The sequence below is a fragment of the Filimonas zeae genome (assembly GCF_014641615.1).
GTDB lineage: Bacteria > Bacteroidota > Bacteroidia > Chitinophagales > Chitinophagaceae > Filimonas > Filimonas zeae.
Genome location: NZ_BMIB01000001.1, coordinates 227,878 through 254,198, shown reverse-complemented (window position 1 = coordinate 254,198; position 26,321 = coordinate 227,878). Strand labels below are relative to the sequence as shown.

Sequence of the window (26,321 nt, the reverse complement as noted above, 5' to 3'; positions counted from 1 at the left end):
CAATAAAACATGGGAAGATCACAGGAATCCTTCAACAAAAAAGAAAAAGAAAAAAAGAAAGCCCAGAAATTACAGGAAAAACAGGAAAAGAAAGCTGAACGTCAGGCCAATTCTCAAAAAGGAAAAAGCCTGGAAGATATGATGGCCTATATTGATGAGAACGGGAATATCATTGATACCCCACCCGATCCATCTAAAAGAAAAGAAGTAAGTCTGGAAGAAATTCAGATAGGCGTGTCGCGTCAGGAAGACACGGAAGAACTGCCCACGGTAAGAACGGGAACAGTAACCCACTTCAACGGTTCTAAAGGCTACGGTTTTATTAAAGACTCCCTTACACAGGAAAGCATTTTTGTGCATGTAAACGATGTACAGGGTCGCATAGCCGAAGGCAGCAAAGTAAATTTTGAAGTAACTATGGGGCATAAAGGCCCACAGGCTGTTTCAGTAAAACCGGCTTAGTTTTAACAGTCGCACCTGCGGGCTCCATAAGCCAGCCTTTAGGCCTGGCTTATGGCAGATACTGCTCTTTTATCTGCGTAACAGTACTGTCTGCAGCATCCAGTGTAAGTATAAACACTGCGTCTTTTGCATATTTTTTCAGATACTCCACTCCCGGAACATCTCCGGGTTGTTTTACGGTAACCAACCGGAAACCGGGCTGTAACGCCAGCGTTCTTATTTTCCTGTTTTCATTCAGAATATAATAATCGTTGGGTACCGACCAGGTAGTATCGCCATTGCGTACCAGTGGCTCTGCATCTCCTTTCTTACGGGCCGCTGTAACGGCCGCCTTGCCCATCAGAAACTGAATATAGTCGGCATCTATATATGCCACCCCTTCCTTTTCATACACTTTTTCAATAAAGCAATATTGCCCTTCTGCGGGTTTATCCTGTGGGGTTACTGCTACCTGCTCTACTTCCGGTGTTTTTTCTGCGCTGGTGGTGGAATCTGCCTGGGTAGCTGCCGCTTCCTGCCCGCTGTTATTTCCGTTACAACTAACGAGCATCAGGCCACAAACGGCAGCAAACAAATATTTCATGGTTATATAATTGGTGATGCACAAATATAAGCCCCCTGCTATTATCTGCCTCCGCTATAGGCAAAAGGTGCTTTTTAAAGAGGATAACCCAGTGATAACCCAGTAATAACCCGGTGATAACCCAGTCTTTTAATAACTGGGTTATCTCTGCCTTACCTACGGCTTATTTATGGGTTATCTGAACATTTTGGTGCAGTGAAGTGTTACCGAGGGTAGTATCAAAACATACCTTGCCATGGCTAAACTAACCAGTGAGATTCTTTTTAAGGGCAGATTAGGAGATGTTTCTGCCTACACCATGAAGGGCGCGAGCGGAATTATTTTACGCACCAAAGGCGGTGCAACAAAAGAAAAAATTAAAACAGCCCCGCAGTTTGAGATGACGCGCCGCAATTGCGCTGAATTTTCCGGCTGTGTAATAGCTGGTAAAGCGTTGCACCGCGCCCTGCTATCGCTGAAACATTTAAGCGACCACAATTTTGCACCGCACCTGAACGGGGCAGTACGTAAACTGCAGCAGCTGAATACGGAAGGTGATCTGGGGCAACGGGCTATTTTGCTTACCCGTTACGGCGCTATGCTGGAAGGGTTTGATCTGAATAAAACCCATCGGCTGGGAGATATTATAAAACCAGGCATAGCCTGCGTGGTAAACCGTGAAAGCGGAGAGGCTGCAATACACCTGCCCGCACTGATGCCGGGTTTGAATTTTCATATTCCCTGGAATAACCCAATGTTCCGCGTGGTGGCTACACTGTCAACAGCAAAAGATGTTACCTGGCAAAACAACCGGTTTGCAGGCGCAACAGAGCCGCTGCATGCACATTTTCCGTTGCATACAACTGCCTGGTATAAAACCGGCCAGGCAATGCCCGCTCAGGTGTTGCAGCTACAGGCCCTTGCGGTGCCTGCCGATGACGAAGCCCTGATAATTTCAATAGGAATGGAAATGGGGCAGCCGGGTAACAACGGCAGTATTAAAGCTGAAAGAGGGAAAGGCTGCGCCAGGATAGTAAAAGTGAGTTAGTGTGCGCTAGTGCGGTAACCCACCCTGCTGATACCAGTTCAGTTGCTGACGCAGCTGGTGTACTTCTTTTTGCAACACATCTACCTGGTGCAGCAGGTGAGCAATAGCTTCCACCCCCTCTTCATTAATACCCAGTTGCGCATGCAGGCGGGTAAACCTTTCCAGTTCACGCAGCTGGTTAACAGGTATACATTGCTGCTGGTCAACTACGGTTATTTCTATCAGTCCGGCATAGGCCAGCTCACTCACAAAAGCCAGTGACACCTGGTGGTAACTACAGAAATCATCGGCCGGTATCCAATCTGCATTTTCCATAATCTGCGGTTTTACAAAGCCGCCAGCTGACGAAACAACTCTTTCTGCTGCTCCGTTAAGCCAACGGGTATTTTTATAGAATAGGTTACAAACAGATCTCCAAAGCTGCCCTCCTGTTTATATACCGGAAAGCCTTTTCCTTTCAGGCGTATTTTCGTGCCATTCTGTGTTTCGGGCTGCACTTTCAGTTTGATTTTTCCGCCCGGAGTATCCAGCATCACGTCCCCTCCCAACACTGCAGTATACAACGGCAATTCTACTGTGGTTTGCAAATCGTTTCCGGTACGGCTGAAAGTAGTGTTGTTTAATATCTGGAAGGTAATATATAAATCGCCCGAAGGGCCGCCGTTAACACCGGGATGGCCATGTCCTTTCAGCTTAATCACCTGCCCGTCTTCCACTCCGGCGGGAATGGTAATACGGAGGCTTTTACCGTTGATGGTAACTACCTGTTTCTGAGTAGCATACACCTCCGTAAGGTTCAGTTGCAGGGTGGCATTCATGTCTTCTCCGCGGTAACGGCCATTACCGCCTCTTCCTCCGCCGCCACGGCTTCTGCCAAAAAGGTTCTCAAAAAAGTCGGAGAAGCCACTGCCGCCCTGTTCAAAACCTCCAAAGCCCTCAAAACCGCCCCCCTGGCCACCTCCGAATTCTTGCCCTCCATAGCCGCCCTGGCTGCGGGCCTGCTCAAACTGATCGGCATGTTTCCAGTTTTCGCCGTACTGATCGTATTTTTTACGCTTTTCCGGATCGCTCAGTACTTCATTGGCTTCGTTAATCTGCTGAAATTTCTTCTGCGCTTCAGCATTGCCCGGGTTCAGATCCGGGTGGTGCTTACGCGCCAGCTTACGGTAGGCCTTTTTAATATCCTCATCCGTTGCACTTTTATCCAACCCCAGAATCTTATAATAATCAATAAAGTCTGCCATACTTGTCATTTCTTTCGCTATGCTAATTTACAAAAAGTGATCCAGCAGCAGTGCAGGCACAGAGTTGTCATTATTGCAGATTCTGATGTCAGGTTTCTGACATCGGGGCAATAAAAGCATGCCCGGCACAGGATTATGCCAGGCAGGTATTATTTGACTATGAAAACCCAGGGAACGGTGAAACGGGCGAACTCAACCCCCAGAGGTACCACCCAACTTCCGGTAAAACACTAATAAAATTAATTTTATATACTTTAGCCAGCAACTTGTTACGGTTACACAAAAGCTCCTTTATCTGCGGGCTTCTGTACCCGAACGAGAGGCAAGCGCGTCTGACACCTTTTCTACTGCCGGCATATAAGCGCTTTCTGTTGCAGATTGGCTATGCACCCCATATATCCGGAAGCTGAGCGTAAACAAGCCTTCCGGCGCAGGTAACCAGTTATGCTGCCAGGCAGCAGCAGGGGCATGGTGTTGTATAAGAATATCCAGTGAGCCATCTTCGTTATACAGCAGCTTATCTCTATCGCCAATGGCAAAGCGTTGTATATTATTCGATATCAGTTCATGATTTTTTCCGTACAGGGTTATACTCCAGAAAGCTCTGCCTGCAGGTATACGGTCTTTTGCAATATGCAGCCGGTAATCATTATTGCCCTGCAGATTTTTTCCCGCTGCATCACAGCCGGTGGCCATATACACACAGTTGCTGCCTGCACCGGCCCCCATACTACGCAAAAGCTGCAACAGGGTGGGTTTTATGGTGCGCCAGCCATTGCTGCCGCTGTCTGCCACCGCTATATTCATTTCCTGTTGCACCTGTGCAGGTATAGCTGCCAGCGCGCCTTTTAACTGGCTGTTGCAGGCTGGTAATGCAAAGTTCTTTCCCGGCCCCACCTGCACAGCAGCCATGCGGCTACGGGTTTCAGCATCCCAGTGAGGGGGTGTTTTCTGCATCAACCCGTTAGCCAGTTGCAGCACATTTTCCAGTGTCATATTCAGCAATAACTTCTCAGGCGCAGTAACTGCTGCAGTGGTTATTTCACTATCATCTGACGCTTGTTTTCCTTTCTCCCATCTACTTAAAGGCGTAAGGGAATAGCGGTTCAGCAACGATTTTACAATTACGGCATCCGTACGGTCATTTACCTGTGTGCGCCCTGCAACCCATACGTTTGCAGAGGGCGCCGCTATGTGGCTCATACCCGCAGGCACAGTGCCCTGCCAGCCCGGTGCGGTAATTAAAAAGCTGGCTGCCCCGGGGGTGGCTGCTGTGTTAAACACATGCCCCCAGTCGTCTACCAGCAATAACATATAATAACGCCCCATCTGATCCGGCACGTGCAATACCATGGGCTCAGCAGCTACATTGGTAAAGGCAGAGGAATACACCATGTCTACATCCGGTTCAGCCACGCGCTGCGGCGCCATACCTGAGTACACGCTGGTATGCACAAAATGGTTAAGCCATGCTGTACTATTAGCAGATGCCCGCATTACACCGGCAAAAGAACGGCGCGCCATTTCCATCAGCACCAGCGGATACACAGTTACATATGCATCATGCAGTGCCTGCACAGTTTCTGCATCGTCTGCTTTATGGGTACCAGCCGGCTGTTCCGCAGGTTGTTCACGGTTTTGTAAAAGAGGGTTGCCGCTATTGCAGGATAACAGCGTAGCAACAATAACCAACAGGGTAGCCTTATTCATAAGCAATGAATATTAAAAGCAGTGATGTATTCAGGCAGAAGTGTTCCTTTCCGGACAAGAGTTCCCTTTCGTATATCTTATCTACGTTTCAATGCAGCTAATCCGCAACAATCTGCTAAAATTACAAAATATATTTATTATTTAATAAATAATACAAGTAGCGGCAGGGAGAAAGTTTTCCGCATATCAGCATATTCTATGCCACAAAACCAGGGAATGGCAGCAAAAACGGTTTATGTAACGGTAAACCGGTAGTAAAAAAATGGTTCAGCACCTGATAATGTAAACAGACAGTACGGGTTGCAGCGTAAAAATGGAGCGTTAATTTTGCAACCGGCCTTGTAAAGCCATGCAGAAGAGATTATAAACCAACCATTCAACAGGTAACAGCTTACCTTTTATAACAGGAACAGCCTAATAGCTGTTCTCACACTGATCTTGTTACGGTGACCAAAAGTCACCGTAACAATCAGTTGTTATTTTAATACTATTAAAAACGGAACGGAGCAGTTTGCAGATAAAAACGGAAGTCTTTAATCATGCCAGACGTGCTTTTGTCTGAGCGTGGTAATAAGCGTATTCCTTTTACATTTACCACAGCCCCCATATCAATTACCAACTGGTGTGGATGCGCAGGCTTACCACCGGTAGTTTGTGTTTGCCAGATCAATGATTCCTGTGCATCGTAAACTTTATCAGCCGCGTTATTGGCAGCAGTAACTTCCTCACTATCGGCATACAATACCTTCCAGGATAAAGTGGATATTACGTTGCCGTTTTCATCCAGCACTTCCATTTCGGCCAGTGAAGTAACGGGGTCGCCCTCTTTCTGGCTATTCAGTGCTTCCAGACAAAAATAGCGGCCTTGTTTTACTGCGTCAAACTGTACTGCCTTCCAGCCATTGCCTGCCGGCAGCGTACCCGTATATACAGGTGTTACGCCTTCCAGGCGCAGTTGCTGGCCAGGTTTGCGGTGCAGTAATGATTCGTCCTGACTGGTTTTGTCCAGTATAGGCTTATCCAGGCCTGCAACAGCAACATCGGCAGCAGGCTGATCAACATCCAGTACTATTATTTCGTTACTGCCTTTTTTAAGCCAGGCACCTGGCAAAAACAGGGTTTGCTGGGGGCCTATTTTCCAGTAACGGCCCAGATTATAGCCGTTTACCCATACCATGCCTTTACCCATTTTACTTACATCTATAAACGTATTGCCGGTTTTGGTAACGGTAAAACTGCCTTTATACCAGCCTGGGCCCTGTAGTTTCTTCTTACTCCAGACTTTACTGCGCTGAAAAGCAGCCTCTACCGGAAAATTATAAACCAGCCAGTTGCGCAGCACGGTACTATCAGCCCCTTCTACCACCAACACCTGTTTGGTAATACCCTTACGGTCAATAATAGCTTGTCCGTAGTTTACCCTGCCTGTAGCATCTACCAGTATATCCAGGCGTGCACTGGCAGTGGTTGCAGGTATATCTATCGTATTATCGCCGCGGCGCCTGTCCAGCTTGCCCACCGGTTTTCCGTTAATATACACGGTTGCCCAGTCATGCACCTCCTGTAACACCAGCTTGCGGCGTGCGCTACCAGCAGGTAATTGGGTACGATATAAAATACGGCCCCAGCCCTGGTTAAACACCTCCATAGGCTGAATATCTTCACTCTTAACCGGCTTTGGCAGATTTTCAAATAAAGCGGCGGTTTGGGTGAACTGGATAGCAGGCAGCGTGATGGCTTTTTCCGGATTAGCCGGAATTTCGCCCAGCTTTTCTCCTTCCTGCAGGTAATTTTTCAGCAGATCGCGTACGGCAAAAAACTTCTCTGTAGTATTACCCGCTTCATCAATAGGTGCGTTGTAATCGTAAGAGGTAGCAGTAGGTGCATAGGGTGGCGCATTGGCACCGGCCCACTGACCAAAAGAAGTACCGCCATGCGCCATATACAGGCTGAAAGAAATATTGCGGTCCATCATATCTTTCAGGCTGCCTATGAAAGAGTTTACATCCCGTGTTTCATGCGGTCTGCCCCACTGATCAAACCAGCCAGTCCAGTATTCACTACACATCAGCGGTGCATCAGGGTTCATTTCCTTAAACTTCTTAAACTGGTTGTCGATATTAGAGCCTGCGCCAAAATTGAGGGTGCTGGCTACGCCATCCAGCTTGTAGCGGTGGAAATTAGAACTCCAGTCGCACCGGAACAGCTGTACCTTATCAAAGCCTGCTGCGCGTATATTATCGCGGATGGCACTCATGTACACTTCATCATTGCCCCATACGCCATATTCATTTTCTACCTGCACCATAATAATGTTACCGCCATTCTGTATCTGTAGCGGGGCCAGTTGCCTACCGGCCTGTTTCATATAACGGATGGTGCGGGCCATAAACAGCGAATCCTGGTTGGTACGCACTTTCAGGTCCTGCTTTTTCAGCAGCCACCAGGGCAGGCCGCCCATATCCCACTCGGCACATACATAAGGGCCGGGACGTACAATGCAATACATGCCGTTCTTCTGAATCAGCTTTACAAATTCTGCCACGTCTTTCTGGCCTTCAAAATCAAACACACCTTCCTGCTGCTCGTGATAGTTCCAGAACAGGTAGATACAGATGGTATTCATGCCCATGGCCTTGCACAATTGTATCCGGTGCTCCCAGTAGGCTTTGGGAATACGGGGATAATGCAATTCTGCCGCTCTTACCACAAAGGGCTTTCCATTGAGCAAAAAAGTATTTTTACCGGTGGTAAAAGTGCCGGCCGGGCCAGACTGCGCCTGTACGGTTACTGCTGCGAGCAACATCAGGGCTGATACGAATAGGGTTTTCAAACGCTTCATGTTGTTTATTGGATGCCGAAGATACCCTATATGAAAAACTTCATTGCCTGCAATTTCCCCAATTCTTTGCCGGATTTAACAAACTGGCGGCACGGTAAAGTGCACTAACTTGCGGCCATTCCTATTGACATTATAACAAAACACACAATGAAACACAAACCAGTAACATTTCTGGCCGCACTGGGTGCAGCACTTTGCTTTGCAGCCTGTGGCAACAACAGCAACTCTTCTGAAGCAACCGGTGGCAAAGACAGCGCAAAGGCAACAGCCACTATTATTGAGGAAAACATTAACATTCAGGCAGACACTACGGTACTGAAGAGCATTGTTGCGTACAGCAGCGATACCAGCATTAAAAAGCCGATTGTATTGATTGTACCTGAGTGGTGGGGCCTGGAAGGCTATGTAAAAGGCCGTGCCAGACAACTGGCAGAGATGGGCTACCTGGCTATTGGTATAGATATGTATGGTAATGGCCAGCTGGCAGAAGACCCGCAGACAGCAGGCGCACTGGCTACTCCTTTTTATAAAAACCCGCAACTGTGGTATACACGCGTACAGGCTGCACTGGCTAAAGCTAAAACCTACCCGCAGGCAGATACTACCAAAACAGCCGCTATTGGCTATTGCTTTGGTGGTGCAGCGGTACTTAACTGCGCCAAACTGGGTTTACCGGTAAATGGCGTAATAAGCTTCCATGGCGGACTGGCAGGTGTTACCCCTGTAAAAGGGCAAACCAAAGCACAGATACTGGTATGCCACGGTGGTGCTGATAACTTTGTACCTGAGGCTGAGGTGGCTACCTTTAAAAAGCAGATGGACTCAACCGGTACTGCTTATACTTTTAAAGTATATGAAGGGGCTACGCACGCATTTACCAACCCGAATGCTACCGAAAAAGGCAAGAAGTTTAACATGCCTATTACTTACAATGGCGCAGCGGATACCGCTTCGTTTAACGATATGAAAGCATTCTTTGCTACCATCTTCAAATAGTTCATTTTCAGAGCCGGTTTAATCACCGGCTCTTTTTTATCCCGTACTGATACTGGTTAGTTACACAAACAGCCTGTAGCGTATGCAGCAGTAAACGGCTTATAACAGCTACCAGTTCAGCAGCAGTCTATTTAGCAGAGGGCTTGTGCTGTTCTTTTCCGGTGGGTATATTGGAAAGTGATTCATAAGTAAACACGCCGTTATGCTTTTCCAGTTTTATTACACAGCCATAATGAATGGCAAATACACCAAAAGAGTTTTGTAGCGGGGTTTGTGTAATGTGTGATAAAATACTTCGGATAACACCGCCATGCGTTACCAGCACTACTGTACCCTCCTGCGCCGCCAGCTGATTAAAACAATTCACTACCCTTTCATGCATCTGCACATAGCTTTCACCACCGGGTATCTGCACGTTTACAAAATCATTCATCCACGGGTCTATCACCTCTTTGGGTATAGCATCCCAATGTTGCAGCTCCCATTCTCCGCAATGTATCTCTTTCAGGCGTGGCTCGTTTACAATAGTCAGTTCCGGAAACAGATGATCTGCCAGGCGTCGGCAGCGTTGTAACGGGCTGCTGTGAATACGTGTAATGTGCTGTGGCAAATGCCTGCTGATAATGGCTGCTTCTGCTTCAAAGGTGTCCAGCACACCAATATCGGCCTGTCCGTAACAGATGCCTTTTTCAATAGCGGGGGCAGTATGCCTTATCAGATAAACAGCCATATCATCTGTTTTTTAGAAAGCCGGTGGATAATATTTTTCAATGATGAGTACACAAAGGTAAAAGGTAAGCTCACTCACCTGCTGCATAGCGCCCAGGCAATCGCCCGTATACCCTCCTATCCATTTTTTAAAATACCGTGCCAGCCGATAGCCTGCCAGCAGTATTACCGGTAACGCCAGCCACAGGTGCCAATGCAACCCTGCCAGTGGTAACAACGCAAATACTGCCGCTGCAACCAACATGCCCGGTGTGGGTTTACGGGCAGTAACCGGTTTGGATTTACTGCCATCTGTATCGGTTACATAATCGAACAAAGTAATAGTAAGCACCCCCATAAAACGGCTGAAGCCATGTGCCGCCAGCAGCAGCAATATAAACTGCTCCGGCCGTTGAACCGGCAGGGAACGCAGCAGCAGAAACTTAGCGCCCAGTATGGCAATTAAACCTGTTACCCCATAGGTACCCAGGCGGCTGTCTTTCATAATCAGCAGAATCTTTTCTTTGGTCCAACCACCACCAAAGGCATCACACACATCTGCAAACCCATCTTCATGAAAAGCACCGGTGGTAAAAATGCCCGCGATGATGGAGGCAAAGATTCCGATATCTGCCCCGGCCAGTTCGCGGAACAGGAAATAAGCTGCTGCACTGATTGCCGCCACTATCCAGCCTACCAGCGGAAAATAACGGGCAGACTTTTCCAGATATTCCTGCGAATGATCTGCAAAGCGTGGCACGGGCAACCGTGTTAAAAACATGAGCGCCGTAAAGAAGATGCGTAATTCTTTTTTCACCATAGCCAATTTATGCGTTATGCGCTTCAGAAACACCTGCCGAAGCAAAAGAAGCCATTTCCTGTAAAAACAATACGGCCGATTGTATCAGCGGAATAGCCAGTGCTGCACCAGTACCTTCGCCCAGGCGCATGCCCAGTTGCAGCAGCGGCTTTGCGTTTAGCCAGTGCAGCATTTTTTCATGCCCCTGCTCGCCACTTGTATGGGCAAACACACAGCTGGCCTGTACATCGGGCTGTAACCCTTTCGCCAGCAGCAACGCAGCAGTAGCGATAAAGCCATCTACCACCACTATCATTTTCTGAGCAGCCGCTTCCAGATAAGCACCCACCATCATGGCTATTTCATAACCACCCACTTTGCTTAAAAGCGCTACCGGGTTATGGGCAAACGTAGCCAGCTGATGCTTTTCAGCCACCTGCTCCAGGGTTTTTATTTTAATACTCAACTGCGCATCATTTACACCGGTACCCCTTCCGGTGCAGGCTGCAATTGATTCGCCGGTAACAGCACTCATAATAAGACTGGCGGAGGAAGTATTACCTATACCCATTTCGCCAAAGCCAATGCAATTGCATCCGGTGCCGGCTACCTGTTTTACCAGCTCTCTGCCTTTGGCAATAGCAGCCAGTGCGGTGGCTTCCGGCATGGCTTCTGTTTCCAGATAACTGGCCGTGCCATAGCCCATTTTGGCAACGATAAAAGTGGCGGTTTCAGCAGCTACGTCTGATTGTACACCTGCATCTATTACCTGTAAAGCAATCTGATGCTGACGGCAGAATACATTGATAGCGGCACCACCGTTAATAAAGTTCAGCGCCATCTGGGCGGTTACATCGGGTGGATAAGGATTTACCAATCCGGTGCGTGCAATACCATGATCGGCAGCAAACACCAGTATGTGCGGCTTAATTATAGCGGGCTTTGTAGTATGCTGAATAAGGCCTGCCTGTAATGCAATCTGCTCCAGCACACCCAGTGCGCCAACAGGTTTGGTTTTCTCATCAATCAGTTGTTGCAGCTGTTGCTGTAAAGAGTGGATAGTATTCATATTCATCAGCCGCCCACTTCATCAGGCAGGCAGCAGGTCGCAAAAATAGAACCCATAATCGGAAGAACCGGGGCCGGGGTAAGTTTTATATACCACCTCTCCTTTGGTATAAACAACGGGGTGGCGGAACAAGGGGCCATCAAACACAAAGGAATGGTACTCGCCATTCTCGCCACAGATATCTACACCGGCAGGCAGGTCGCGCACAAAGTCTTCATCTATAATACGGCCGCAGAACTCAGCAGGCAAATGCTGCTCATTCACACATACCACTACTGCTTTAAAGCCTGTTTGTAAAAACTCCTGCATCAGCATTGCGGTATCTTCTTTCCAGATGGGGAAGACGGCTGTAATACCTGCGTTATGCAGCTGCTGTTCACGATAGCTACGCAGGTCTTCCAGAAAAATATCGCCGAATAAGGCGTGTGTATATTGCTGCCGCTGCAGCTCCTGTACTTTGGCTAGTAGTGTGGATTCATACGCCTCCATAGAGGGATGTTCCGGTAATTCAATAGTAGTAAGGGGCAGCCCTATAGCCTGCGCCTGTTGCTGTAACAAGCTACGCCTTACGCCGTGCATGGATATTCTGTTGTGCGTAGCGTTAACACTGGTAAGCAGGCAGCCTGCCTGATATTGCTGTTGCTGCAACACCCGGTGCAGTGCCAGTGAGGAATCTTTACCGCCGCTCCAGTTCATATACGCTTTGCTCATACAACCACATCTTTAATTACTACAGGTATACCACTTACCATCAGAATGGCTTTACCGGCTTTTTCAGCCAGGTATTGATTCACCCACCCCTGCAGATCGGTAAACCTGCGGCCGATTTCCGTTTCCGCATGTACGCCCATACCTATTTCATTACTGATGATAATAAAAGTGCCGGGCAGGGTAAGCAGCTGATCAATTTCGTGGCGGCAGGCGGTAAGACTGGCTTCTGTATTGTATTCCAGATCGGTAAAGAAATTGGTGAGCCATAGGGTTACACAATCTATTACCACTACCCTGCCTGCTATAGCAGCCTTACTGATGAATTTTTCTGCTTCTATATTCGTCCAGCGTTCATCTCTGTCTGCCTGATGCCTTTGAATACGCTGTTCAAACTCCGCATCCCAATGGCGGGCGGTGGCCAGATATACCGGTTCGTTGCTGTGCTGCAATGCCAGTTGCTGTGCATAACGGCTTTTACCACTGCGGGCGCCGCCGGTTATAAATATGATATTAGCGGGCATGAATCAGTTCTCCCATTTGCTCAGGTAATGCGTATTTAGATTGCAGGTGTGCAGGTACGGTAAATATTTCCGGGTGAAACAGGGCTGCCAGCAGCTCTATACCATCTACCAATGTACCCGCGCTGGGCTGGGTGAACAGATCATAATCGGCCAGGAATACTGCATTGTTCTGCACCGCCGTAAGGTTTGCCCATTCTTTTTTCTGCGTCAGCAGGTATAACTCCTCCCGGGTTCTGGCAGTGGTAAAACCGCAGGGGGCAATTACCAGCACTTCGGGGTTATAACGCACTACTTTTTCCCAGGGTGTAACAATACTGTCGCCGCCGGGGTTAGACAGCATATCTACCCCACCGGCATACGCTACCTGATAGGGTATCCAGTGGCCGCAGTTGTAAATAGGTTCCATCCATTCCATTATCATTACCCGCTTCAGTGGTGCGCGGTGTTTACGCAGGGTATCTGTTACCGCATCCATACGCTGTTGCAGGCCGGAGAGATAGCTATAGGCCGCCTCTTCCTGCCCCAGTGCGGTGGCAATGGTTACTGCCGTCTGTAGCACATCGTTCAGCGTATTGGGTGTAAGCGCTACCAATTGGGGTTGTTTTGCCAAACGGGCTACCGCGGCTGCGGTGCAGGCGGTATCAATCTGGCATACCTCACATACATCCTGCGTAAAAATTACATCCGGTGCTATGCTTTGTAATAAGGCATCATCTACATAGTACAGGCTTTTACCCTGTGCTTTGGAAGCGGAGAATATACGGTCAATTTCCTGACTGCTGTACTGTTTTCCTTCCAGCACACAGCGTACTACTTTTTCTTTTTCTGTAAGCGCCTGTGGCGGACATTCAAACGTGATGCCCTGTAATAAATGCTGCAAACCCATATCGTAAATCATCTGGGTGGCAGCGGGTAAAAAAGAGGATGCTATCATATGAATGGTATATAAGAAAGAGGGAGCGACTAAGCACTCCCTCCGTTGTTTATTGGTTATACCTGTTTATAAAGCAGGCTTTAATTGCAAAGCAGTAAACCGGCGTTGCAGCCACTCAAATTCCCCAAACAGAATACCGCTGAAGATAAGTGTACTCAGCAGCAGATTGCGCTCGTACGGAATAGCGGCTACCAGGCTGGTGAGCCAGCCGTTGAAAGTTTTCGGATACATAGAACCGGGGAAAAAGATACAGGCCGGACTGGTACCGATCCAGTGTATCAGCGTGGCAACCACACTTGCCAGCACCACGTTTGTAACCGAAACCTTTTTAATCATCAGCTGGCCGGTTAATACCATCAATGCAAAAGAGCCGTAGGTCCAGTACCAGCCATCGTACAGCAAACGCCATTCATGATAGAAAACGAGTTTGTTCAGCACAATATCTCCCAGAAACAGGGTTAATACCGGAAACAGGTATGCCTTATAACTTTTGCTGAAGTAAGCACCGCCAAACAATGCCATAGCACCTACCGGTGTAAAATTAGACATGGGCGAAATACCAGGCTGCCAGCTTAATAACACACGAATTACTGCTGTTACCAGCATGGTAACCAGCAATACGGTGGTGCGGGGATTAAATTTGGTGAGTGACATATACTTTATACGCTTTTCGTTACACAATTTATAACATTACCAGTTGATAGCCACACCACCATTAAACATAAATGGTATGGAGCGGTAGCCCAGCACATCAAAGAACTTTTTGTTGGTGAGGTTTTGCGCATCGGCAAAAATTTTAATGTGGCTGTTGTATTTGTATTCGGCGTAAGCACCTAACAGAAAGTACGGATCCAGCTTCTCATCTTTTCCTGCGCCTATGTCATAGCGCTTGCTTACATACTTACCGCTTACGCTTACATATAAACGACTGCCTGCATTGTACCCAATGGTTACATTCACATTGTGGTCAGGTCTTCTTAACAAGTACTTATAGGTAGTATCCTGCTGGTTAACACGATTCTGAATCTGCTCCTGCGCATGCAGCCAGGTATAATTAGCAGTAACCGTAACACCTTTGGCCGGCTGTAAAGTTGCTTCCAGTTCTATACCACCCACTTTTTGTCTGCCGAAATTAAAATACCGGTAAGTGATGTAATTGTAATCCAGCCCATCCTTTATATCTCTGTAAAAGTACACAGCCCGGGTGCGGAAGTTTCTTGCCTGATATTGTATACCACCTTCGTAGTTGGTAGAACGTTCCGGCTTAAGATCGGGCTGCCCGCTCCATGCATCATATAACTGATACAATGTAGGCGCTTTAAAGCCTGTGGCTATACTACCGAATACCCTTAAATGGTAATTGATTCTGTAAGAGGGGTTGAAGGTATAGGTATGGTTGCTGCCATAACGGGAATGCACATTCAGCCTGCCACCCAGTTCTACATTCAGATTGCCATTAATACCGCTGTAGAGAAGAGAACCATACAGGGAAGACTGGCTTAAAGAAGTGTCTTTAAAAGTAGACTCAGAAGGATTATAAGGATCTACCGGTCCGGGGTTCATATAATAAGAGTAGCTGTTCATGCTGCTATAGCGGAAGTCTGCCCCCTGTAATAAACTAAAGCCTTTACCCAGTTCTATATTGGCAAATAACTCCGCAAACTGCGCTTTACCAAAATAATCCAGTTTAAAGTATTTGGTTGCAGGGCTTATATAAACACTGTCATCTATCTGTCCACGGGTAAACTCACTGTACTGATAGTTACCATTCAACACTACCCCTGTTTTTTTAAAGGTAAAACCACCACCTGTCATCAGGCTTTTGCTTTTCAGCACATAATCCTTCTCGTCAATGAAGGCACTGTTATCAATATCTGCTTTGTAACGGCTGTAGCGGCTAAAACCACGTAACAGCAGTTCATTGCTCAGCTGGTATTGCAGCGATGCATTTAAGGCGTCGCCATTATAACCATCGTTATCAAAACCTTCATTACCGGTTCTGTCATAAGCGGCAGAAAAACCATCTGATTTCAGCTTGGCATATCCGGCGTTATAGCTAAGCTTACCTGCTTTGCCATACACCTTTGCATTGCCTCTGATGGTGCCGTAACTACCACCCGCCAGGGATGCTTTTACATTCACAGGCTTATCTACATCCTGCCTTACGGTAATAATATTAATAACACCGGCAATAGCATCGGAACCGTATAAAGTACTCTGTGCACCACGACAAATCTCTATTCTTTCAATATCGTTCAGCGCCAGCAGGTTTAAATCAAACTCACTGTTGCTTAAAGAAGGGTCGTACACCGGTATACCATCTACCAGTATCAGGGTACGGCCAGAGGAAGCGCCGCGCATGTATACACTCTGGTTGGTGCCCAGGTTGTTGAGTGCACCATTAATGGTAATACCTGCCTGCTCGTTCAGCAGTTGGGCTACAGTGCGGCCGGTACTTTTTTCAATCTGTTCTCTGGAAATAACGCTTACTACCTTGCCGGTAGCGTTTTGCTTTTGTGCAATTTTGTTGGCGGTAACAATTACCTCGTCCAACCGTGCGGTGCGGAGGGAATCCTGTGCACCTGCCTTCACGCCCAGTAGCAGTAATGCTGACAGCGGAAGCACTGATTTGTTCATGCTCATAGTATTTAAGTTGTTCACTATGAGCCTTCGGTACCATGAATACGGACAGCAATGAAAGCCTCTTCTGCAGTAAGATGGTTTTCATCCGCAGCTTTTCACCCGAAAGCTCTTTATAAGGATTTTGTACCCGGCAGGTCTTCTGGCTCGCTTACTGTTTAACACCTTCCCGTTGTACTTATACAACAGTGGTATCCTGTTTAACAGGCATGTATGGCTACGCCAAACACTTAAGCTTACAGCTACGGGGATAGCACCGGGTTTACACCGGTTTCCCTTTTAATCCCTCCGGCCATACAGCCGGAGCGGAACCGTTTACGCGGCAAATGTACATGGTTTTAGCATCCCGTTAACAAAAACGGGTATTTACACTCCCAGCGCAGCTTTAAACGCGCTGAGGATAGCATTTTCTTCTCTCAGGAGTATAGATTCGTTTACGTGTATGCGTGCGTAGCCATCCTCTTCAGGGCTGGCGGCAATACGTATGGCATACTTCTCCCGCAGGGTGCCGGAAAACGTTTGGGGATTGTACTGCGCTGCCAGGCGAAACCGGAAAACATTGCTACCCTCCGGTATGGGCAGTATTTCCACCCCCGGCAGCAGATTCAGCTTTGCAAACACCGAGGCTGCTCTTTCCCGCGCACGCAGCAGTCTTTCATCAATCCCTTCCAGAAAATGCAGCGCCACAGCGGCATTGTGCCAGTTCTGCCACATACCTCCGCCGTGTATTTTTACCAGGTGCGGCATCTGATCTATCACCGCTTTACTGCCACACAGTACTGCACCGGAGTTGGCGCCCAGGTATTTGTACAGGCACATGTACACCGTATCAAAACAGTCTGCGTATTCTTTTACACTTACTCCGGAATAAGCACAGGCCAGGTGGAGCCTGGCCCCGTCCAGATGCATCTTATACCCTCTCTTTTTACTCCAGGCGGCAATGGCTTTGAGCTCACTTAACGGCACCACCTGCCCCAGGCAACGCCTTACCGGGTTTTCTATGGAGATTGCACCTGCGGGAGCTGCAAAATATTCTCCGTTCGCCAGGTAAGTATTCTCCGCTTCCAGTTCCGCAGCAGTAAAATAATGCTTTCCCCGCGCCAGCGGCAACAGGCGCTTACCATACACCGACTGTGCAGCATCGCCCTCATCGCGAAACACATGGCTGGTTTCCTGCACATACACCTTGGTACTGCCCCCGCAAAGCACATGAATGGCCAGTTGGTTGGCCATGGTGCCGGAAGGCATATAAATCGCAGCTTCTTTGCCGGTAATGACAGCAAACTTTTTCAGCAACGCATCCACTACGCCCTTCTCTGCATAGTAATCTCTTTCAATAGCATGCACCTTATCAATCTCAGCCAGCTGCTGAATATATTCTGTAGGCGTAAAACCAATACCGTCCTGTACAAAGTTGATGGTTTTTAAAGCTGCTTCCGGGGCCGCTGCTGGCTGAAAGGCTGCTGCACCAAGGCCTGTAATAACAGGCAGGGTGCTGATGCCTGAGTTTTTAAGAAAGGATCTTCTGTCCATTTGTAATAGTGGTTAATGCGTGAACGTAGTATATAATAGTATACAGAGGGGGTGGTTAATATACACCATAGATTCCGTAAAAAATAGCATTCTTTCCATTTGTGCAGCACTACCTTTGTGCCGAATTAAAACAATCATTTCATGAATGATTTTTTAGCAGCCCGCTCTCAAATGGCCCTCTCTCTCGGTTTTCACATTGTGTTCTCCTGTATCGGAATGGTAATGCCTTTTTTTATGGCCGTAGCCCACTACTACTATCTGAAAACAGGTAAGGATGTGTATAAGAATGTTACCAAAGCCTGGAGTAAGGGCGTGGCTATCTTTTTTGCTACCGGTGCGGTAAGTGGTACTGTGTTGTCTTTTGAGCTGGGGCTGTTGTGGCCAACGTTCATGAAACATGCCGGCCCTATTTTCGGGATGCCCTTTTCACTGGAAGGCACTGCCTTTTTTATTGAAGCCATAGCACTGGGTTTTTTCCTGTACGGCTGGAATCGTTTTAACCGCTGGTTTCACTGGTTTACTGGTGTAGTGGTAGGTGTTAGCGGCCTGGTATCGGGCATACTGGTGGTAGCCGCCAATGCCTGGATGAACAGCCCTGCAGGGTTTGATTACCTCAACGGCGAGTACCTGAATATTGATCCCATCAAAGCTATGTTTAATGATGCCTGGTTTTCGCAGGCGTTACATATGTGTATTGCTGCTTTTGCCGCTACCGGTTTTGCGGTAGCAGGGGTGCATGCGCTTATGATAGTACGTGGCAGCCACGTGGCTTTTCATACCAAAGCCTTCCGCATAGCAGCGGTGTTTGCTGCGGCAGCGGCTATATTGCAACCATTGAGTGGCGATTTATCTGCCAAAGATGTGGCGCACCGCCAGCCTGCTAAACTGGCTGCTATGGAAGCCCATTTTCATACAGAGAAAGGAGCACCGCTGATTATAGGTGGTATACCGGATGAGAAAAATAAGAAAGTAGACTATGCTGTAAAAATACCGGGCCTGCTGAGTTTTATGGTGGCAGAAGATTTTAATGCAGAAGTAAAAGGGTTAGATGCTATACCAGAAGAGAATCACCCACCCGTGGCTGTTACACACTACGCCTTTCAGGTAATGGTAGGGCTGGGTATGATAATGCTGCTGATAAGCGTATTATACTTTATAGGTTTGTGGAAGAAAAAGCAATGGCTGGAAAGCAAATGGCTGCTGAAGCTGTTTGTAATAGCCACGCCGCTGGGTTTTATTGCGGTGGAAGCCGGATGGACGGTTACGGAAGTAGGCCGCCAGCCCTGGATTATCAACGGTATTATGCGCACGGCAGATGCGGTAACGCCTATGCCGGGTATTAACTACTCATTCTATCTGTTCAGTGCGGTATATATATCACTGGCGGTAATTGTAACCTTTATGTTATACCGCCAGATTAAAATGGTGGGTAAACTGTACGATACTCCTTCATCCACATTCCTCATCAACCACTAAGCTGTATGCTGTACGTAATTATCTGTTTCCTCTGGGCATCGATATGGCTGTATCTTCTGTTAGGCGGCGCTGATTTTGGTGCAGGTATATTAGAGTTGTTCACCTCTCAGAACAACCGGGCTAAAACGCGCGACACCATGTACCAGGCCATTGGTCCGGTGTGGGAAGCCAACCATATGTGGCTGATTATTGCCATTGTAATATTGTTTGTGGGCTTTCCGGCTATTTATACCACCATGTCTATCAACATGCATATTCCACTTACGGTATTGCTGCTGGGCATTATAGCCAGGGGTACAGCTTTTGCCTTCCGGCACTATGATGCGGTGGTAGATGACTGGCAGGTGGTGTATAACCGCATTTTCACCTGGTCAAGCCTTATTACACCGCTGTTTCTGGGCATTATTGCGGGCAGCACCGTAAGCGGCACTATTGATACACAAGCCACTAATTTTCTGGATGCCTATGTATTCAGCTGGCTCAGCTGGTTCTCGGTAACAGTAGGTTTGTTTACCGTAGCCATCTGTGCCTTTCTGGCCGCTATTTACCTGATTGGCGAAACAGATACGGAAGATGAAAAGCGCCGTTTTATACAAAAAGCCCGTACCGCCAATATTGCTGCCGTAGTATTTGGCGCTATGGTATTTATTGCTGCTCAGGTAGAAAACGTTCCGTTGGTGGAATGGATATTTGGTAACGCAGTGGGTATTACCGCTATTGCTGCCGCCAGCATTTCGCTGTTTTTGTTATGGTACTGGCTGCAGAAAGGCAAAACGCAGATACTGCGTGTGCTGGCAGGTTTTCAGGTAACCATGATACTTATCACCACCACGTATAAGCACTTCCCTAATATTGTAATACTGAAAGGCGGCGGCTATCTTTCGCTGATGGAGCATCATGGCCACCAGAAAACCCTGCAGGCGCTGGGCATGGCTTTACTGCTGGGTAGTGTGTTTATATTGCCTGCCCTGTTTTACCTCATTTATAGTTTTCAGAAAAAAGGCGGCGCAGCGCACCAGGGGCAGCCGCACTAACGGTATTGTAAACAGTTGTAGCTTTGCTGCAACATACCCCTTCATGAGTACCACTGCAGTGTTAAGGCATACGAGCAATGAATTGCTGGAAGCGCTGGGGCAAACCCGGCAGCCGGAAGGCATACACATTTTTATACAGCACGGTCCGGCACCCGAAATACCTGTGCTGCATCCGCACCGTATGGACTTTCCACTGTTCTTTCTGGTACTGAACGGAGAAGCTGAACTGAATATTAATCTGGTGAACCACCGGATACAGAAGAATCAGTTTTTATTCATATCGCCCCATACCATACGGCAGTTTGTGAGGGTGAGCGAAGACCTGAACATATCCTGTATGTGTTTTACACCGGACTTTATTATGAAAACGGGCATTGCAAAAAGTTCCGTAGATCCCTCTGCTTACCTATCTACCAAACAATCTCCCCACATACAACTAACGGAAGCCGAAGCACTGATGCTGAATCAGCTGATGCAAATGGTGTACCTGCGCAATATGGAGGAAGAAAACAACCCTTACCGCATAGAACGGCTTACCCACTGCTTTAGTCTGCTGCTGTTTGAAATAGCCTCTTTTTTTGCACGCCAGCAAAAGCATATGCCGTTGAAGCTAACCCGTAAGGAAGAACTGAGTGCCACCTTTCTGAACCTGCTGAATATGCACTTTAAAGAACAACGCAGCCTGCAGTTTTACGCAGACCAGCTATTTATTACCCCCAAGTATCTTACACAAACCATTAAAGAAACCATTGGTAAAACGGCCGGGGAACTGATTGATGAAATGGTAACCACAGAAGCTAAGGTATTATTACATACCAGCTCAGACACCATTGCCCAGGTGGCAGAGAACCTGTATTTCAGTAATCAGTTCTTCTTCAGCAAGTTTTTTAAAAACCAAACGGGGCTTACGCCCTCGGAATACCGTAAGGCAGCTTCTGTACTCTGATATACAGTAAAAACGACTTTTAGATATATTCCGTAGCTATTCAGACATTTTCAGGCTGGCGAATAGTAAGCAGCTTTGCACTGTCATCCTCCACAGATAACAGATAGTCCATATTACTTATGAACATGCAGATGAACGGCGCTATTACAGTAGTCACAGGCGGAAACACGCCCATAGGAACCGGAATAGTGAAGTCTTTTTTATTACATAACGCACTGGTAATAGCACCCGTACCCGATGCCGATGCTGCACGGCTACTGCGGCAGGAAACAGAAAGCGTTAGCAGCGGCCAGCTGATAACCATACTTACCGATGTAATGGATTACGGGCGGGTAAACGATATTAAAAACTGTATACAGGAGTTATACGGCCGGGTACACCTGGTGGTGGCAGCATTTAACAACAACCAGCATAGCAAACCCCTGCTGGATATAGATCTGCGGGAATGGCAGAAAGCGGTAGATGAAAATATTACGGCACACTTTATTACCGGCCGGGTGGCACTGCAGCTGATGAAGGAGCAGCAGTGCGGCATGTTTGTAAGCATTTGCAATGCGGATGTGCTGGAACACCGGCCTTACGCCTCTCTTACAAGACTGCTTACAGAAAACCAGACGGAGTTATCGGTTATACTATCAGAAGAAGTGCGCAATTATAATATAAGGTATTATCACCTGTTTGTAAAAGATATGATTACAGAAAAGCCTGCAGTAGCAGGTTCAGACGCATATACGGCCACGCCGCAAATGACCGGCGACCATATTATTAAACTCTACCACCGGCAAACAGAAAACAGCCACCAGCTGTTTCAATACTTTCCGGAGCAATACGCCTGTAGTTAGCCCATCTCCGGCATTCATTTACACAATATATAAAGCAAGTATTATTTATGACAGCATTGAAATTATCTTTCATGCCCTGTGCAGCATTGTGCATCCTTCTGTTAAGCAGTTGCGGCCATAAGGAAGAAAAGCCGGCCGCTGCCAGCCCTGCCCCTAAAGTGATTGTAAAAGAAATAGCTGCACAAGGTGTACCCGAAACACTTACGTACAGCGGCACTATAGAAGCAGACAACACCGTATCGCTGGGCTTTTCCGTTAGCGGGCGTGTTACACAGGTAAACGTACAGGAAGGCGAGCATGTACATGCAGGCCAGTTACTGGCTACCATTGAAACCACTGAATACGAGAATGCGTTGCAGATAGCTGCGGCCAGCCTGGAGCAGGCAACGGACAACTTTAAACGCTATGAAGAACTGCATAGCAAAGGTAGTTTACCTGAGCGCGATTTTATTACTGCCAAAGTAGCCCAGGCACAGGCAATAGCCAATAAAAGCTCTGCTGCCAAACGCCTGGCCGATACGCGCCTGTATGCTCCATTTGCAGGCATCATATCTGTTAAAAGCATTGAAAAAGGTACACTGGCTGCCCCCGGTGCTGCCGCATTCACCTTATTAAAAACAGATGTGGTATATGCCAGAGCCGCCGTTACAGAAAGTGAAATAGGAAAATTAACCGTAGGCAAAAACGCCAGTATAAGCATACCGGTACTGAACGACAGCTGTAAAGGCAACATAAGCATTATTAACCCACAGGCAGATGCTACTACACGCACCTTTACGGTAAAAATAAGACTGGCTAACCCCAACGGCCGCCTGTTGCCTGGTATGATGAGCGATATAACCATACACACCGGCAAACAGGTAAATGCGGTTAGCGTACCTGCTGAAGCAGTGATAAGAGATGCAGATGACCTTACCTATGTATTTGTGGTAAACGAAGCCCATAAAGCCATTCGCAAAAGAATAGTGGCCGGAGGGTTATCGGCCAATGAAGTACTGATTACACAAGGGCTGCAAACCGGCGACAAAGTAGTGGTACAGGGGCAAACCCAGTTAAAAGACGGGCAGTCTGTAAGTCTGTAATCCACTTTCATTCCCTTATTCTATACAACCATGAAGAAAAGAAAGATCAATATTATAGAGGCGGCGATGAAGTACCGGCAGATAACGCTGATTATTACCGGCCTGCTGGTAATAACCGGCATTATTGCCCTGTTAACCATGCCGCGGAGCGAAGACCCGCGCATTACCGTAAGGCAGGGGCTGGTAATAGCCAGTTACCCTGGTGCCGATGAAATTCAGATGGAGCAGCAGGTTACCAATAAAATAGAGCAATACCTGTTCAGCTTTGAAGAAATAAGAAAAGCCAAAACAAAGTCTGAAACACGGGAAGGCCTTACCGTAATTACCGCCGAACTGAATGAGAATGTAAAAGACCCCAAAAAATTCTGGAGTACGCTGCAACACGGCCTTAACACTAACATGCGTGGCGTATTGCCCGCAGGTGTACAAGGCCCCATGGTAAACAGTGATTTTGGAGATGTGGTGGCACAGATGATTACGGTATCAGCCCCCGCCCGCAGCTATGCAGAGCTGGAGAAGTATCTGGACAAGCTGGAAGATGGTATTAAAACCATTCCTGCCGTGTCTAAAATAAAGCGCTACGGTGGGCAGCGCCAGCAGGTGTATGTAACAGTGGAAGATGAAAAGCTGCGCCAGTATGGTTTTGACTTTGCCACCATTGCCAACGTACTGCAGGCACAAAATGTAACCAACCGTACAGGCGATATTACCCTCTCAGCCAGCAGCATTCCCCTATTTGCCAACAGCCGCTACCATTCTGAAGCAGAAATAGGCAATCAGATTATTTACAGTAACCCGGAAGGAAAAGTAGTGCGCCTGAAAGATGTGGCCCGTATAGAACGCCGGTATGAAGAGCTGAACAGCTTTATACAGGTAAACAACAACAATGTAATGATGCTTACGGTGGAAATGCAGCCGGGCAACAACATTGTAGCCCTGGGTGAAGAACTGGACAAGAAACTGGAAGCAGTAAAACGCACCCTGCCGGAAGATGTGCAGGTTAGCATTATTGTAAACCAACCGGAAGTGGTGAAGGAGCGGGTAAGCCATTTTATGGTAGAGTTTGCCATTGCTATTGCCTCGGTAATTATTGTAGTAATGCTGCTGCTACCGCTGCGCATTGCCACCATTTCTGCCATTGCAGCGCCGGTATCTGTTGCGGTTACTTTTGGTATACTGAATATGATTGGTATAGAAATTCATCAGGTAACCCTGGCGGCTATGATTATAGTACTGGGCATGGTGGTGGATGATGCCATTGTAATTGTAGATAACTATATTGAAAAACTGGATGAAGGCGTACCACGCTGGACAGCAGGCTGGCAAAGCGCCACACAGCTGATGGTGCCGGTATTCACCGCCACTGCTGCCATCATCTTTGCCTTTCTTCCGCTGGCCTTTTGCCTCAATGGTATAGCTAAAGAATTTATTCAGGCCCTGCCTGTGGCGGTGGGTGTAGCGCTGTTTGCCTCCTTTCTGGTAGCATTGCTGCTTACCCCTTACCTGTGTTTTCTTTTTTTGAAAAAGGGATTAAAACATACAGTAAGCAACCGGCCCGCAAAAAAGAATGTGCTGGATCATTTACAGGATGCTTATAACAGCGCGGTAGAGTTTTGTTTCCGCTGGCCTAAAACAACGCTTATAGCCGGCATACTCTCCGTAGTACTGGCCGTTGTGGCTGGCAGTCATGCCGATCAGGAACTGTTTCCTACTGCTGAACGCAACCAGTTTAACATTGAGGTATGGATGCAGAATGGCACAGATATTCATGCTACAGAGGCAGCAGTAAAAAAAGTAGAAGCCATTGTAAAGCAGGATAAAAGGGTGGTAACCACGGCCAGCTTTATAGGCACCAGCTCGCCCCGCTTTCATAGCAACTACGCACCGGAAACACCGCGTAAAAACTTTGCACAAATATTTATTAATACCGTAAGTGCAAAAGCTACCGAAGAAATGGCGCAGGAATACCTGAAACGCTTTAACAACTTTTTGCCCAATGGTTATGTACGCATAAGACAACTATCGTTAAAAGAAACACCCGCCCCGGTTGAAATAAGAGTGACAGGCGATAACCTGAACGATCAGAAGAAAGTGGCTGCACAGGTAAAAGCCATTCTGGAAAAAACGAAAGGCACCAACTGGATACGCACCGATTATCAGGATGACTATTTTGGTATTAAAGCCGTTACGCGTGAAGATGCCGCCAGCAGGCTGGGTGTAACCAATAACAACATTACGCAAACACTGGGTGCGGAAGTAAAAGGCTATACCGTTTCCACCTTCTGGGAAGGCGATAAACCGGTGGACATACTGCTGCGGCTGGATGCGCATAACAGGGCTGATTTTAATCAGTTGCAGAACATGTACATCAGCACACGCTACAATACCAAAGTACCGCTGAAAGAGGTGGCAGATCTGCAACCCTCCTGGCATACCGGCGTTATTGCCCACCGCAACGGCCTGCGCACACTTACCGTACGTTCCGAAGCACAGATGGGTGTAAAAGCTACTGCTATTGTAGCTGCTGTTAAACCACAGCTGGCCGCACTGCAACTGCCGGAAGGTATTACCCTAAGCTTTGGTGGTGAAGAGGAATCCAGCATGGAAACCGGGCCGGGCATGGGTAAATCGCTGCTGATAAGCCTGGTACTGATATTTCTTACCCTGTTGTTTCAGTTTAAGAACGTAGGTAAGGTACTGATTGTACTGGCCACTTTTCCGCTCAGCTTACTGGGTGCCATGCTGGGCCTGCTGCTTACCGGTAACCCTTTTGGCTTTACGGCCTTTATGGGTATCATAAGCCTTATGGGTATAGTGGTACGTAACGGTATTATACTGGTAGATTATGCTGATGAACTGATACTGGAACATGGCTATACCATTAAGGCGGCAGCACTGGCTTCTGCCAAAAGAAGAATGCGCCCTATTTTCCTTACTTCTTCTGCCGCTGCTATTGGGGTAGTGCCTATGATACTGGGCAAATCGCCTTTGTGGGCGCCACTGGGTAGCGTATTGGCTGTAGGCCTGCTGGTAAGCATGGTAATGACTTTGTTTATTGTACCTGTACTCTACTACAAATTCATTAAGCCGATACCGGAGCCTGCTGAGGCACAGTTACAGCCCGATGCAGATGAACACATCCAATACAAGCCTTCGCACTAA

23 protein-coding genes and 1 riboswitch are annotated in these 26,321 nt (G+C 47.6%); of the genes, 9 read left to right on the top strand and 14 right to left on the bottom strand.

Features of this window, described 5'->3' with window-relative positions; genetic code table 11:
* Nucleotides 1-9 precede the first annotated feature (9 nt).
* Nucleotides 10-462, top strand: coding sequence for a cold-shock protein (locus IEY13_RS01145; RefSeq protein WP_188949845.1), 453 nt, complete (start codon nucleotides 10-12; stop codon nucleotides 460-462).
* Between the two features lie 49 nt (nucleotides 463-511).
* Here the strand turns inward: IEY13_RS01145 and IEY13_RS01140 are convergent, their stop codons facing one another.
* Nucleotides 512-1,045 carry a hypothetical protein gene (locus IEY13_RS01140; RefSeq protein WP_188949843.1) on the bottom strand — a complete coding sequence of 178 codons (534 nt, stop codon included), beginning with the start codon at nucleotides 1,043-1,045 and terminating at the stop codon, nucleotides 512-514.
* A 235-nt stretch (nucleotides 1,046-1,280) separates the two neighbouring features.
* On the opposite strand from IEY13_RS01140, the gene IEY13_RS01135 reads away from it, so the two are divergent.
* The gene (locus IEY13_RS01135) at nucleotides 1,281-2,072 is read left to right on the top strand and encodes a hypothetical protein (protein ID WP_188949841.1); all 792 of its coding nucleotides are present in this window, start codon (nucleotides 1,281-1,283) and stop codon (nucleotides 2,070-2,072) included.
* A 6-nt stretch (nucleotides 2,073-2,078) separates the two neighbouring features.
* Here the strand turns inward: IEY13_RS01135 and IEY13_RS01130 are convergent, their stop codons facing one another.
* The 4 genes from IEY13_RS01130 to IEY13_RS01115 all read right to left on the bottom strand — a co-directional run bounded on the left by IEY13_RS01130 (nucleotide 2,079) and on the right by IEY13_RS01115 (nucleotide 7,868).
* Complete coding sequence (locus tag IEY13_RS01130; protein WP_188949839.1) at nucleotides 2,079-2,387, bottom strand: chaperone modulator CbpM; 309 nt, start codon at nucleotides 2,385-2,387, stop codon at nucleotides 2,079-2,081.
* 11 nt (nucleotides 2,388-2,398) lie between these two features.
* Nucleotides 2,399-3,316: a DnaJ C-terminal domain-containing protein gene (locus IEY13_RS01125; RefSeq protein WP_188949837.1), complete on the bottom strand. Its 918-nt coding sequence runs from the start codon at nucleotides 3,314-3,316 to the stop codon at nucleotides 2,399-2,401.
* A gap of 291 nt (nucleotides 3,317-3,607) precedes the next feature.
* A complete protein-coding gene (locus IEY13_RS01120; protein WP_188949835.1) occupies nucleotides 3,608-5,026 on the bottom strand; it encodes a DUF1254 domain-containing protein in 1,419 nt (472 codons plus the stop codon).
* Between the two features lie 490 nt (nucleotides 5,027-5,516).
* Nucleotides 5,517-7,868: a glycoside hydrolase family 35 protein gene (locus tag IEY13_RS01115; RefSeq protein ID WP_188949833.1), complete on the bottom strand. Its 2,352-nt coding sequence runs from the start codon at nucleotides 7,866-7,868 to the stop codon at nucleotides 5,517-5,519.
* A gap of 147 nt (nucleotides 7,869-8,015) precedes the next feature.
* Here IEY13_RS01115 and IEY13_RS01110 point away from each other — a divergent pair, with 147 nt between their 5' ends.
* Nucleotides 8,016-8,864 (top strand): dienelactone hydrolase family protein, encoded by an 849-nt coding sequence (locus tag IEY13_RS01110; protein ID WP_188949831.1) that lies wholly within the window; start codon nucleotides 8,016-8,018, stop codon nucleotides 8,862-8,864.
* A 127-nt stretch (nucleotides 8,865-8,991) separates the two neighbouring features.
* On the opposite strand, the gene cobC is transcribed toward IEY13_RS01110, so the two are convergent.
* The 9 genes from cobC to IEY13_RS01065 form a co-directional block, all read right to left on the bottom strand.
* Nucleotides 8,992-9,594, bottom strand: coding sequence for an alpha-ribazole phosphatase (gene cobC, locus IEY13_RS01105; protein ID WP_188949829.1), 603 nt, complete (start codon nucleotides 9,592-9,594; stop codon nucleotides 8,992-8,994).
* A gap of 12 nt (nucleotides 9,595-9,606) precedes the next feature.
* Nucleotides 9,607-10,392: an adenosylcobinamide-GDP ribazoletransferase gene (locus IEY13_RS01100; RefSeq protein WP_229687665.1), complete on the bottom strand. Its 786-nt coding sequence runs from the start codon at nucleotides 10,390-10,392 to the stop codon at nucleotides 9,607-9,609.
* 7 nt (nucleotides 10,393-10,399) lie between these two features.
* Nucleotides 10,400-11,446, bottom strand: a complete 1,047-nt coding sequence (gene cobT / locus IEY13_RS01095; RefSeq protein ID WP_188949827.1) for a nicotinate-nucleotide--dimethylbenzimidazole phosphoribosyltransferase — start codon at nucleotides 11,444-11,446, stop codon at nucleotides 10,400-10,402.
* 15 nt (nucleotides 11,447-11,461) lie between these two features.
* A complete protein-coding gene (locus IEY13_RS01090) occupies nucleotides 11,462-12,151 on the bottom strand; it encodes a Dph6-related ATP pyrophosphatase (RefSeq protein WP_229687664.1) in 690 nt (229 codons plus the stop codon).
* Nucleotides 12,148-12,672 carry a bifunctional adenosylcobinamide kinase/adenosylcobinamide-phosphate guanylyltransferase gene (locus tag IEY13_RS01085; RefSeq protein ID WP_188949825.1) on the bottom strand — a complete coding sequence of 175 codons (525 nt, stop codon included), beginning with the start codon at nucleotides 12,670-12,672 and terminating at the stop codon, nucleotides 12,148-12,150. Before IEY13_RS01085 ends, IEY13_RS01090 begins: the two co-directional genes overlap by 4 nt.
* Nucleotides 12,662-13,606, bottom strand: a complete 945-nt coding sequence (locus tag IEY13_RS01080) for an ABC transporter substrate-binding protein (RefSeq protein WP_188949824.1) — start codon at nucleotides 13,604-13,606, stop codon at nucleotides 12,662-12,664. The genes IEY13_RS01085 and IEY13_RS01080 overlap by 11 nt, the downstream gene beginning before the upstream one ends.
* A gap of 66 nt (nucleotides 13,607-13,672) precedes the next feature.
* Nucleotides 13,673-14,260 (bottom strand): DUF6580 family putative transport protein, encoded by a 588-nt coding sequence (locus tag IEY13_RS01075; RefSeq protein WP_188949822.1) that lies wholly within the window; start codon nucleotides 14,258-14,260, stop codon nucleotides 13,673-13,675.
* Between the two features lie 36 nt (nucleotides 14,261-14,296).
* Nucleotides 14,297-16,243, bottom strand: coding sequence for a TonB-dependent receptor plug domain-containing protein (locus IEY13_RS01070; RefSeq protein WP_188949820.1), 1,947 nt, complete (start codon nucleotides 16,241-16,243; stop codon nucleotides 14,297-14,299).
* Nucleotides 16,244-16,361: 118 nt separating this feature from the next.
* Nucleotides 16,362-16,577, bottom strand: a riboswitch (cobalamin riboswitch).
* A gap of 35 nt (nucleotides 16,578-16,612) precedes the next feature.
* Nucleotides 16,613-17,779: a threonine aldolase family protein gene (locus IEY13_RS01065; protein ID WP_188949818.1), complete on the bottom strand. Its 1,167-nt coding sequence runs from the start codon at nucleotides 17,777-17,779 to the stop codon at nucleotides 16,613-16,615.
* A 141-nt stretch (nucleotides 17,780-17,920) separates the two neighbouring features.
* On the opposite strand from IEY13_RS01065, the gene IEY13_RS01060 reads away from it, so the two are divergent.
* The 6 genes from IEY13_RS01060 to IEY13_RS01035 all read left to right on the top strand — a co-directional run bounded on the left by IEY13_RS01060 (nucleotide 17,921) and on the right by IEY13_RS01035 (nucleotide 26,321).
* On the top strand, nucleotides 17,921-19,255 hold the full coding sequence (locus tag IEY13_RS01060) for a cytochrome ubiquinol oxidase subunit I (protein ID WP_188949816.1): 1,335 nt from the start codon (nucleotides 17,921-17,923) through the stop codon (nucleotides 19,253-19,255).
* A gap of 5 nt (nucleotides 19,256-19,260) precedes the next feature.
* A complete protein-coding gene (locus tag IEY13_RS01055; RefSeq protein ID WP_188949814.1) occupies nucleotides 19,261-20,289 on the top strand; it encodes a cytochrome d ubiquinol oxidase subunit II in 1,029 nt (342 codons plus the stop codon).
* A 43-nt stretch (nucleotides 20,290-20,332) separates the two neighbouring features.
* Nucleotides 20,333-21,235 (top strand): helix-turn-helix domain-containing protein, encoded by a 903-nt coding sequence (locus tag IEY13_RS01050; RefSeq protein ID WP_188949812.1) that lies wholly within the window; start codon nucleotides 20,333-20,335, stop codon nucleotides 21,233-21,235.
* 119 nt (nucleotides 21,236-21,354) lie between these two features.
* Complete coding sequence (locus IEY13_RS01045) at nucleotides 21,355-22,077, top strand: SDR family oxidoreductase (RefSeq protein ID WP_188949810.1); 723 nt, start codon at nucleotides 21,355-21,357, stop codon at nucleotides 22,075-22,077.
* 47 nt (nucleotides 22,078-22,124) lie between these two features.
* Nucleotides 22,125-23,159, top strand: coding sequence for an efflux RND transporter periplasmic adaptor subunit (locus tag IEY13_RS01040; protein ID WP_188949808.1), 1,035 nt, complete (start codon nucleotides 22,125-22,127; stop codon nucleotides 23,157-23,159).
* 30 nt (nucleotides 23,160-23,189) lie between these two features.
* Entirely contained in the window at nucleotides 23,190-26,321 is a 3,132-nt protein-coding gene (locus IEY13_RS01035) for an efflux RND transporter permease subunit (protein WP_188949806.1), read from the top strand.

What these genes read in the sequence shown, in the direction of transcription:
- IEY13_RS01135 (WP_188949841.1), top strand. Translation starts at nt 1,281, where the DNA reads ATGGCTAAACTAACCAGTGAGATTCTTTTTAAGGGCAGATTAGGAGAT.
- IEY13_RS01100 (WP_229687665.1), bottom strand. Translation starts at nt 10,392, where the DNA reads ATGGTGAAAAAAGAATTACGCATCTTCTTTACGGCGCTCATGTTTTTA.
- IEY13_RS01115 (WP_188949833.1), bottom strand. Translation starts at nt 7,868, where the DNA reads ATGAAGCGTTTGAAAACCCTATTCGTATCAGCCCTGATGTTGCTCGCA.
- IEY13_RS01050 (WP_188949812.1), top strand. Translation starts at nt 20,333, where the DNA reads ATGAGTACCACTGCAGTGTTAAGGCATACGAGCAATGAATTGCTGGAA.
- IEY13_RS01040 (WP_188949808.1), top strand. Translation starts at nt 22,125, where the DNA reads ATGACAGCATTGAAATTATCTTTCATGCCCTGTGCAGCATTGTGCATC.
- IEY13_RS01130 (WP_188949839.1), bottom strand. Translation starts at nt 2,387, where the DNA reads ATGGAAAATGCAGATTGGATACCGGCCGATGATTTCTGTAGTTACCAC.
- IEY13_RS01045 (WP_188949810.1), top strand. Translation starts at nt 21,355, where the DNA reads ATGAACATGCAGATGAACGGCGCTATTACAGTAGTCACAGGCGGAAAC.
- IEY13_RS01035 (WP_188949806.1), top strand. Translation starts at nt 23,190, where the DNA reads ATGAAGAAAAGAAAGATCAATATTATAGAGGCGGCGATGAAGTACCGG.
- IEY13_RS01145 (WP_188949845.1), top strand. Translation starts at nt 10, where the DNA reads ATGGGAAGATCACAGGAATCCTTCAACAAAAAAGAAAAAGAAAAAAAG.
- IEY13_RS01120 (WP_188949835.1), bottom strand. Translation starts at nt 5,026, where the DNA reads ATGAATAAGGCTACCCTGTTGGTTATTGTTGCTACGCTGTTATCCTGC.
- IEY13_RS01140 (WP_188949843.1), bottom strand. Translation starts at nt 1,045, where the DNA reads ATGAAATATTTGTTTGCTGCCGTTTGTGGCCTGATGCTCGTTAGTTGT.
- IEY13_RS01090 (WP_229687664.1), bottom strand. Translation starts at nt 12,151, where the DNA reads ATGAGCAAAGCGTATATGAACTGGAGCGGCGGTAAAGATTCCTCACTG.
- IEY13_RS01075 (WP_188949822.1), bottom strand. Translation starts at nt 14,260, where the DNA reads ATGTCACTCACCAAATTTAATCCCCGCACCACCGTATTGCTGGTTACC.
- IEY13_RS01125 (WP_188949837.1), bottom strand. Translation starts at nt 3,316, where the DNA reads ATGGCAGACTTTATTGATTATTATAAGATTCTGGGGTTGGATAAAAGT.
- cobT (WP_188949827.1), bottom strand. Translation starts at nt 11,446, where the DNA reads ATGAATATGAATACTATCCACTCTTTACAGCAACAGCTGCAACAACTG.
- IEY13_RS01085 (WP_188949825.1), bottom strand. Translation starts at nt 12,672, where the DNA reads ATGCCCGCTAATATCATATTTATAACCGGCGGCGCCCGCAGTGGTAAA.
- IEY13_RS01080 (WP_188949824.1), bottom strand. Translation starts at nt 13,606, where the DNA reads ATGATAGCATCCTCTTTTTTACCCGCTGCCACCCAGATGATTTACGAT.
- IEY13_RS01110 (WP_188949831.1), top strand. Translation starts at nt 8,016, where the DNA reads ATGAAACACAAACCAGTAACATTTCTGGCCGCACTGGGTGCAGCACTT.
- IEY13_RS01070 (WP_188949820.1), bottom strand. Translation starts at nt 16,243, where the DNA reads ATGAACAAATCAGTGCTTCCGCTGTCAGCATTACTGCTACTGGGCGTG.
- IEY13_RS01055 (WP_188949814.1), top strand. Translation starts at nt 19,261, where the DNA reads ATGCTGTACGTAATTATCTGTTTCCTCTGGGCATCGATATGGCTGTAT.
- cobC (WP_188949829.1), bottom strand. Translation starts at nt 9,594, where the DNA reads ATGGCTGTTTATCTGATAAGGCATACTGCCCCCGCTATTGAAAAAGGC.
- IEY13_RS01060 (WP_188949816.1), top strand. Translation starts at nt 17,921, where the DNA reads ATGAATGATTTTTTAGCAGCCCGCTCTCAAATGGCCCTCTCTCTCGGT.
- IEY13_RS01065 (WP_188949818.1), bottom strand. Translation starts at nt 17,779, where the DNA reads ATGGACAGAAGATCCTTTCTTAAAAACTCAGGCATCAGCACCCTGCCT.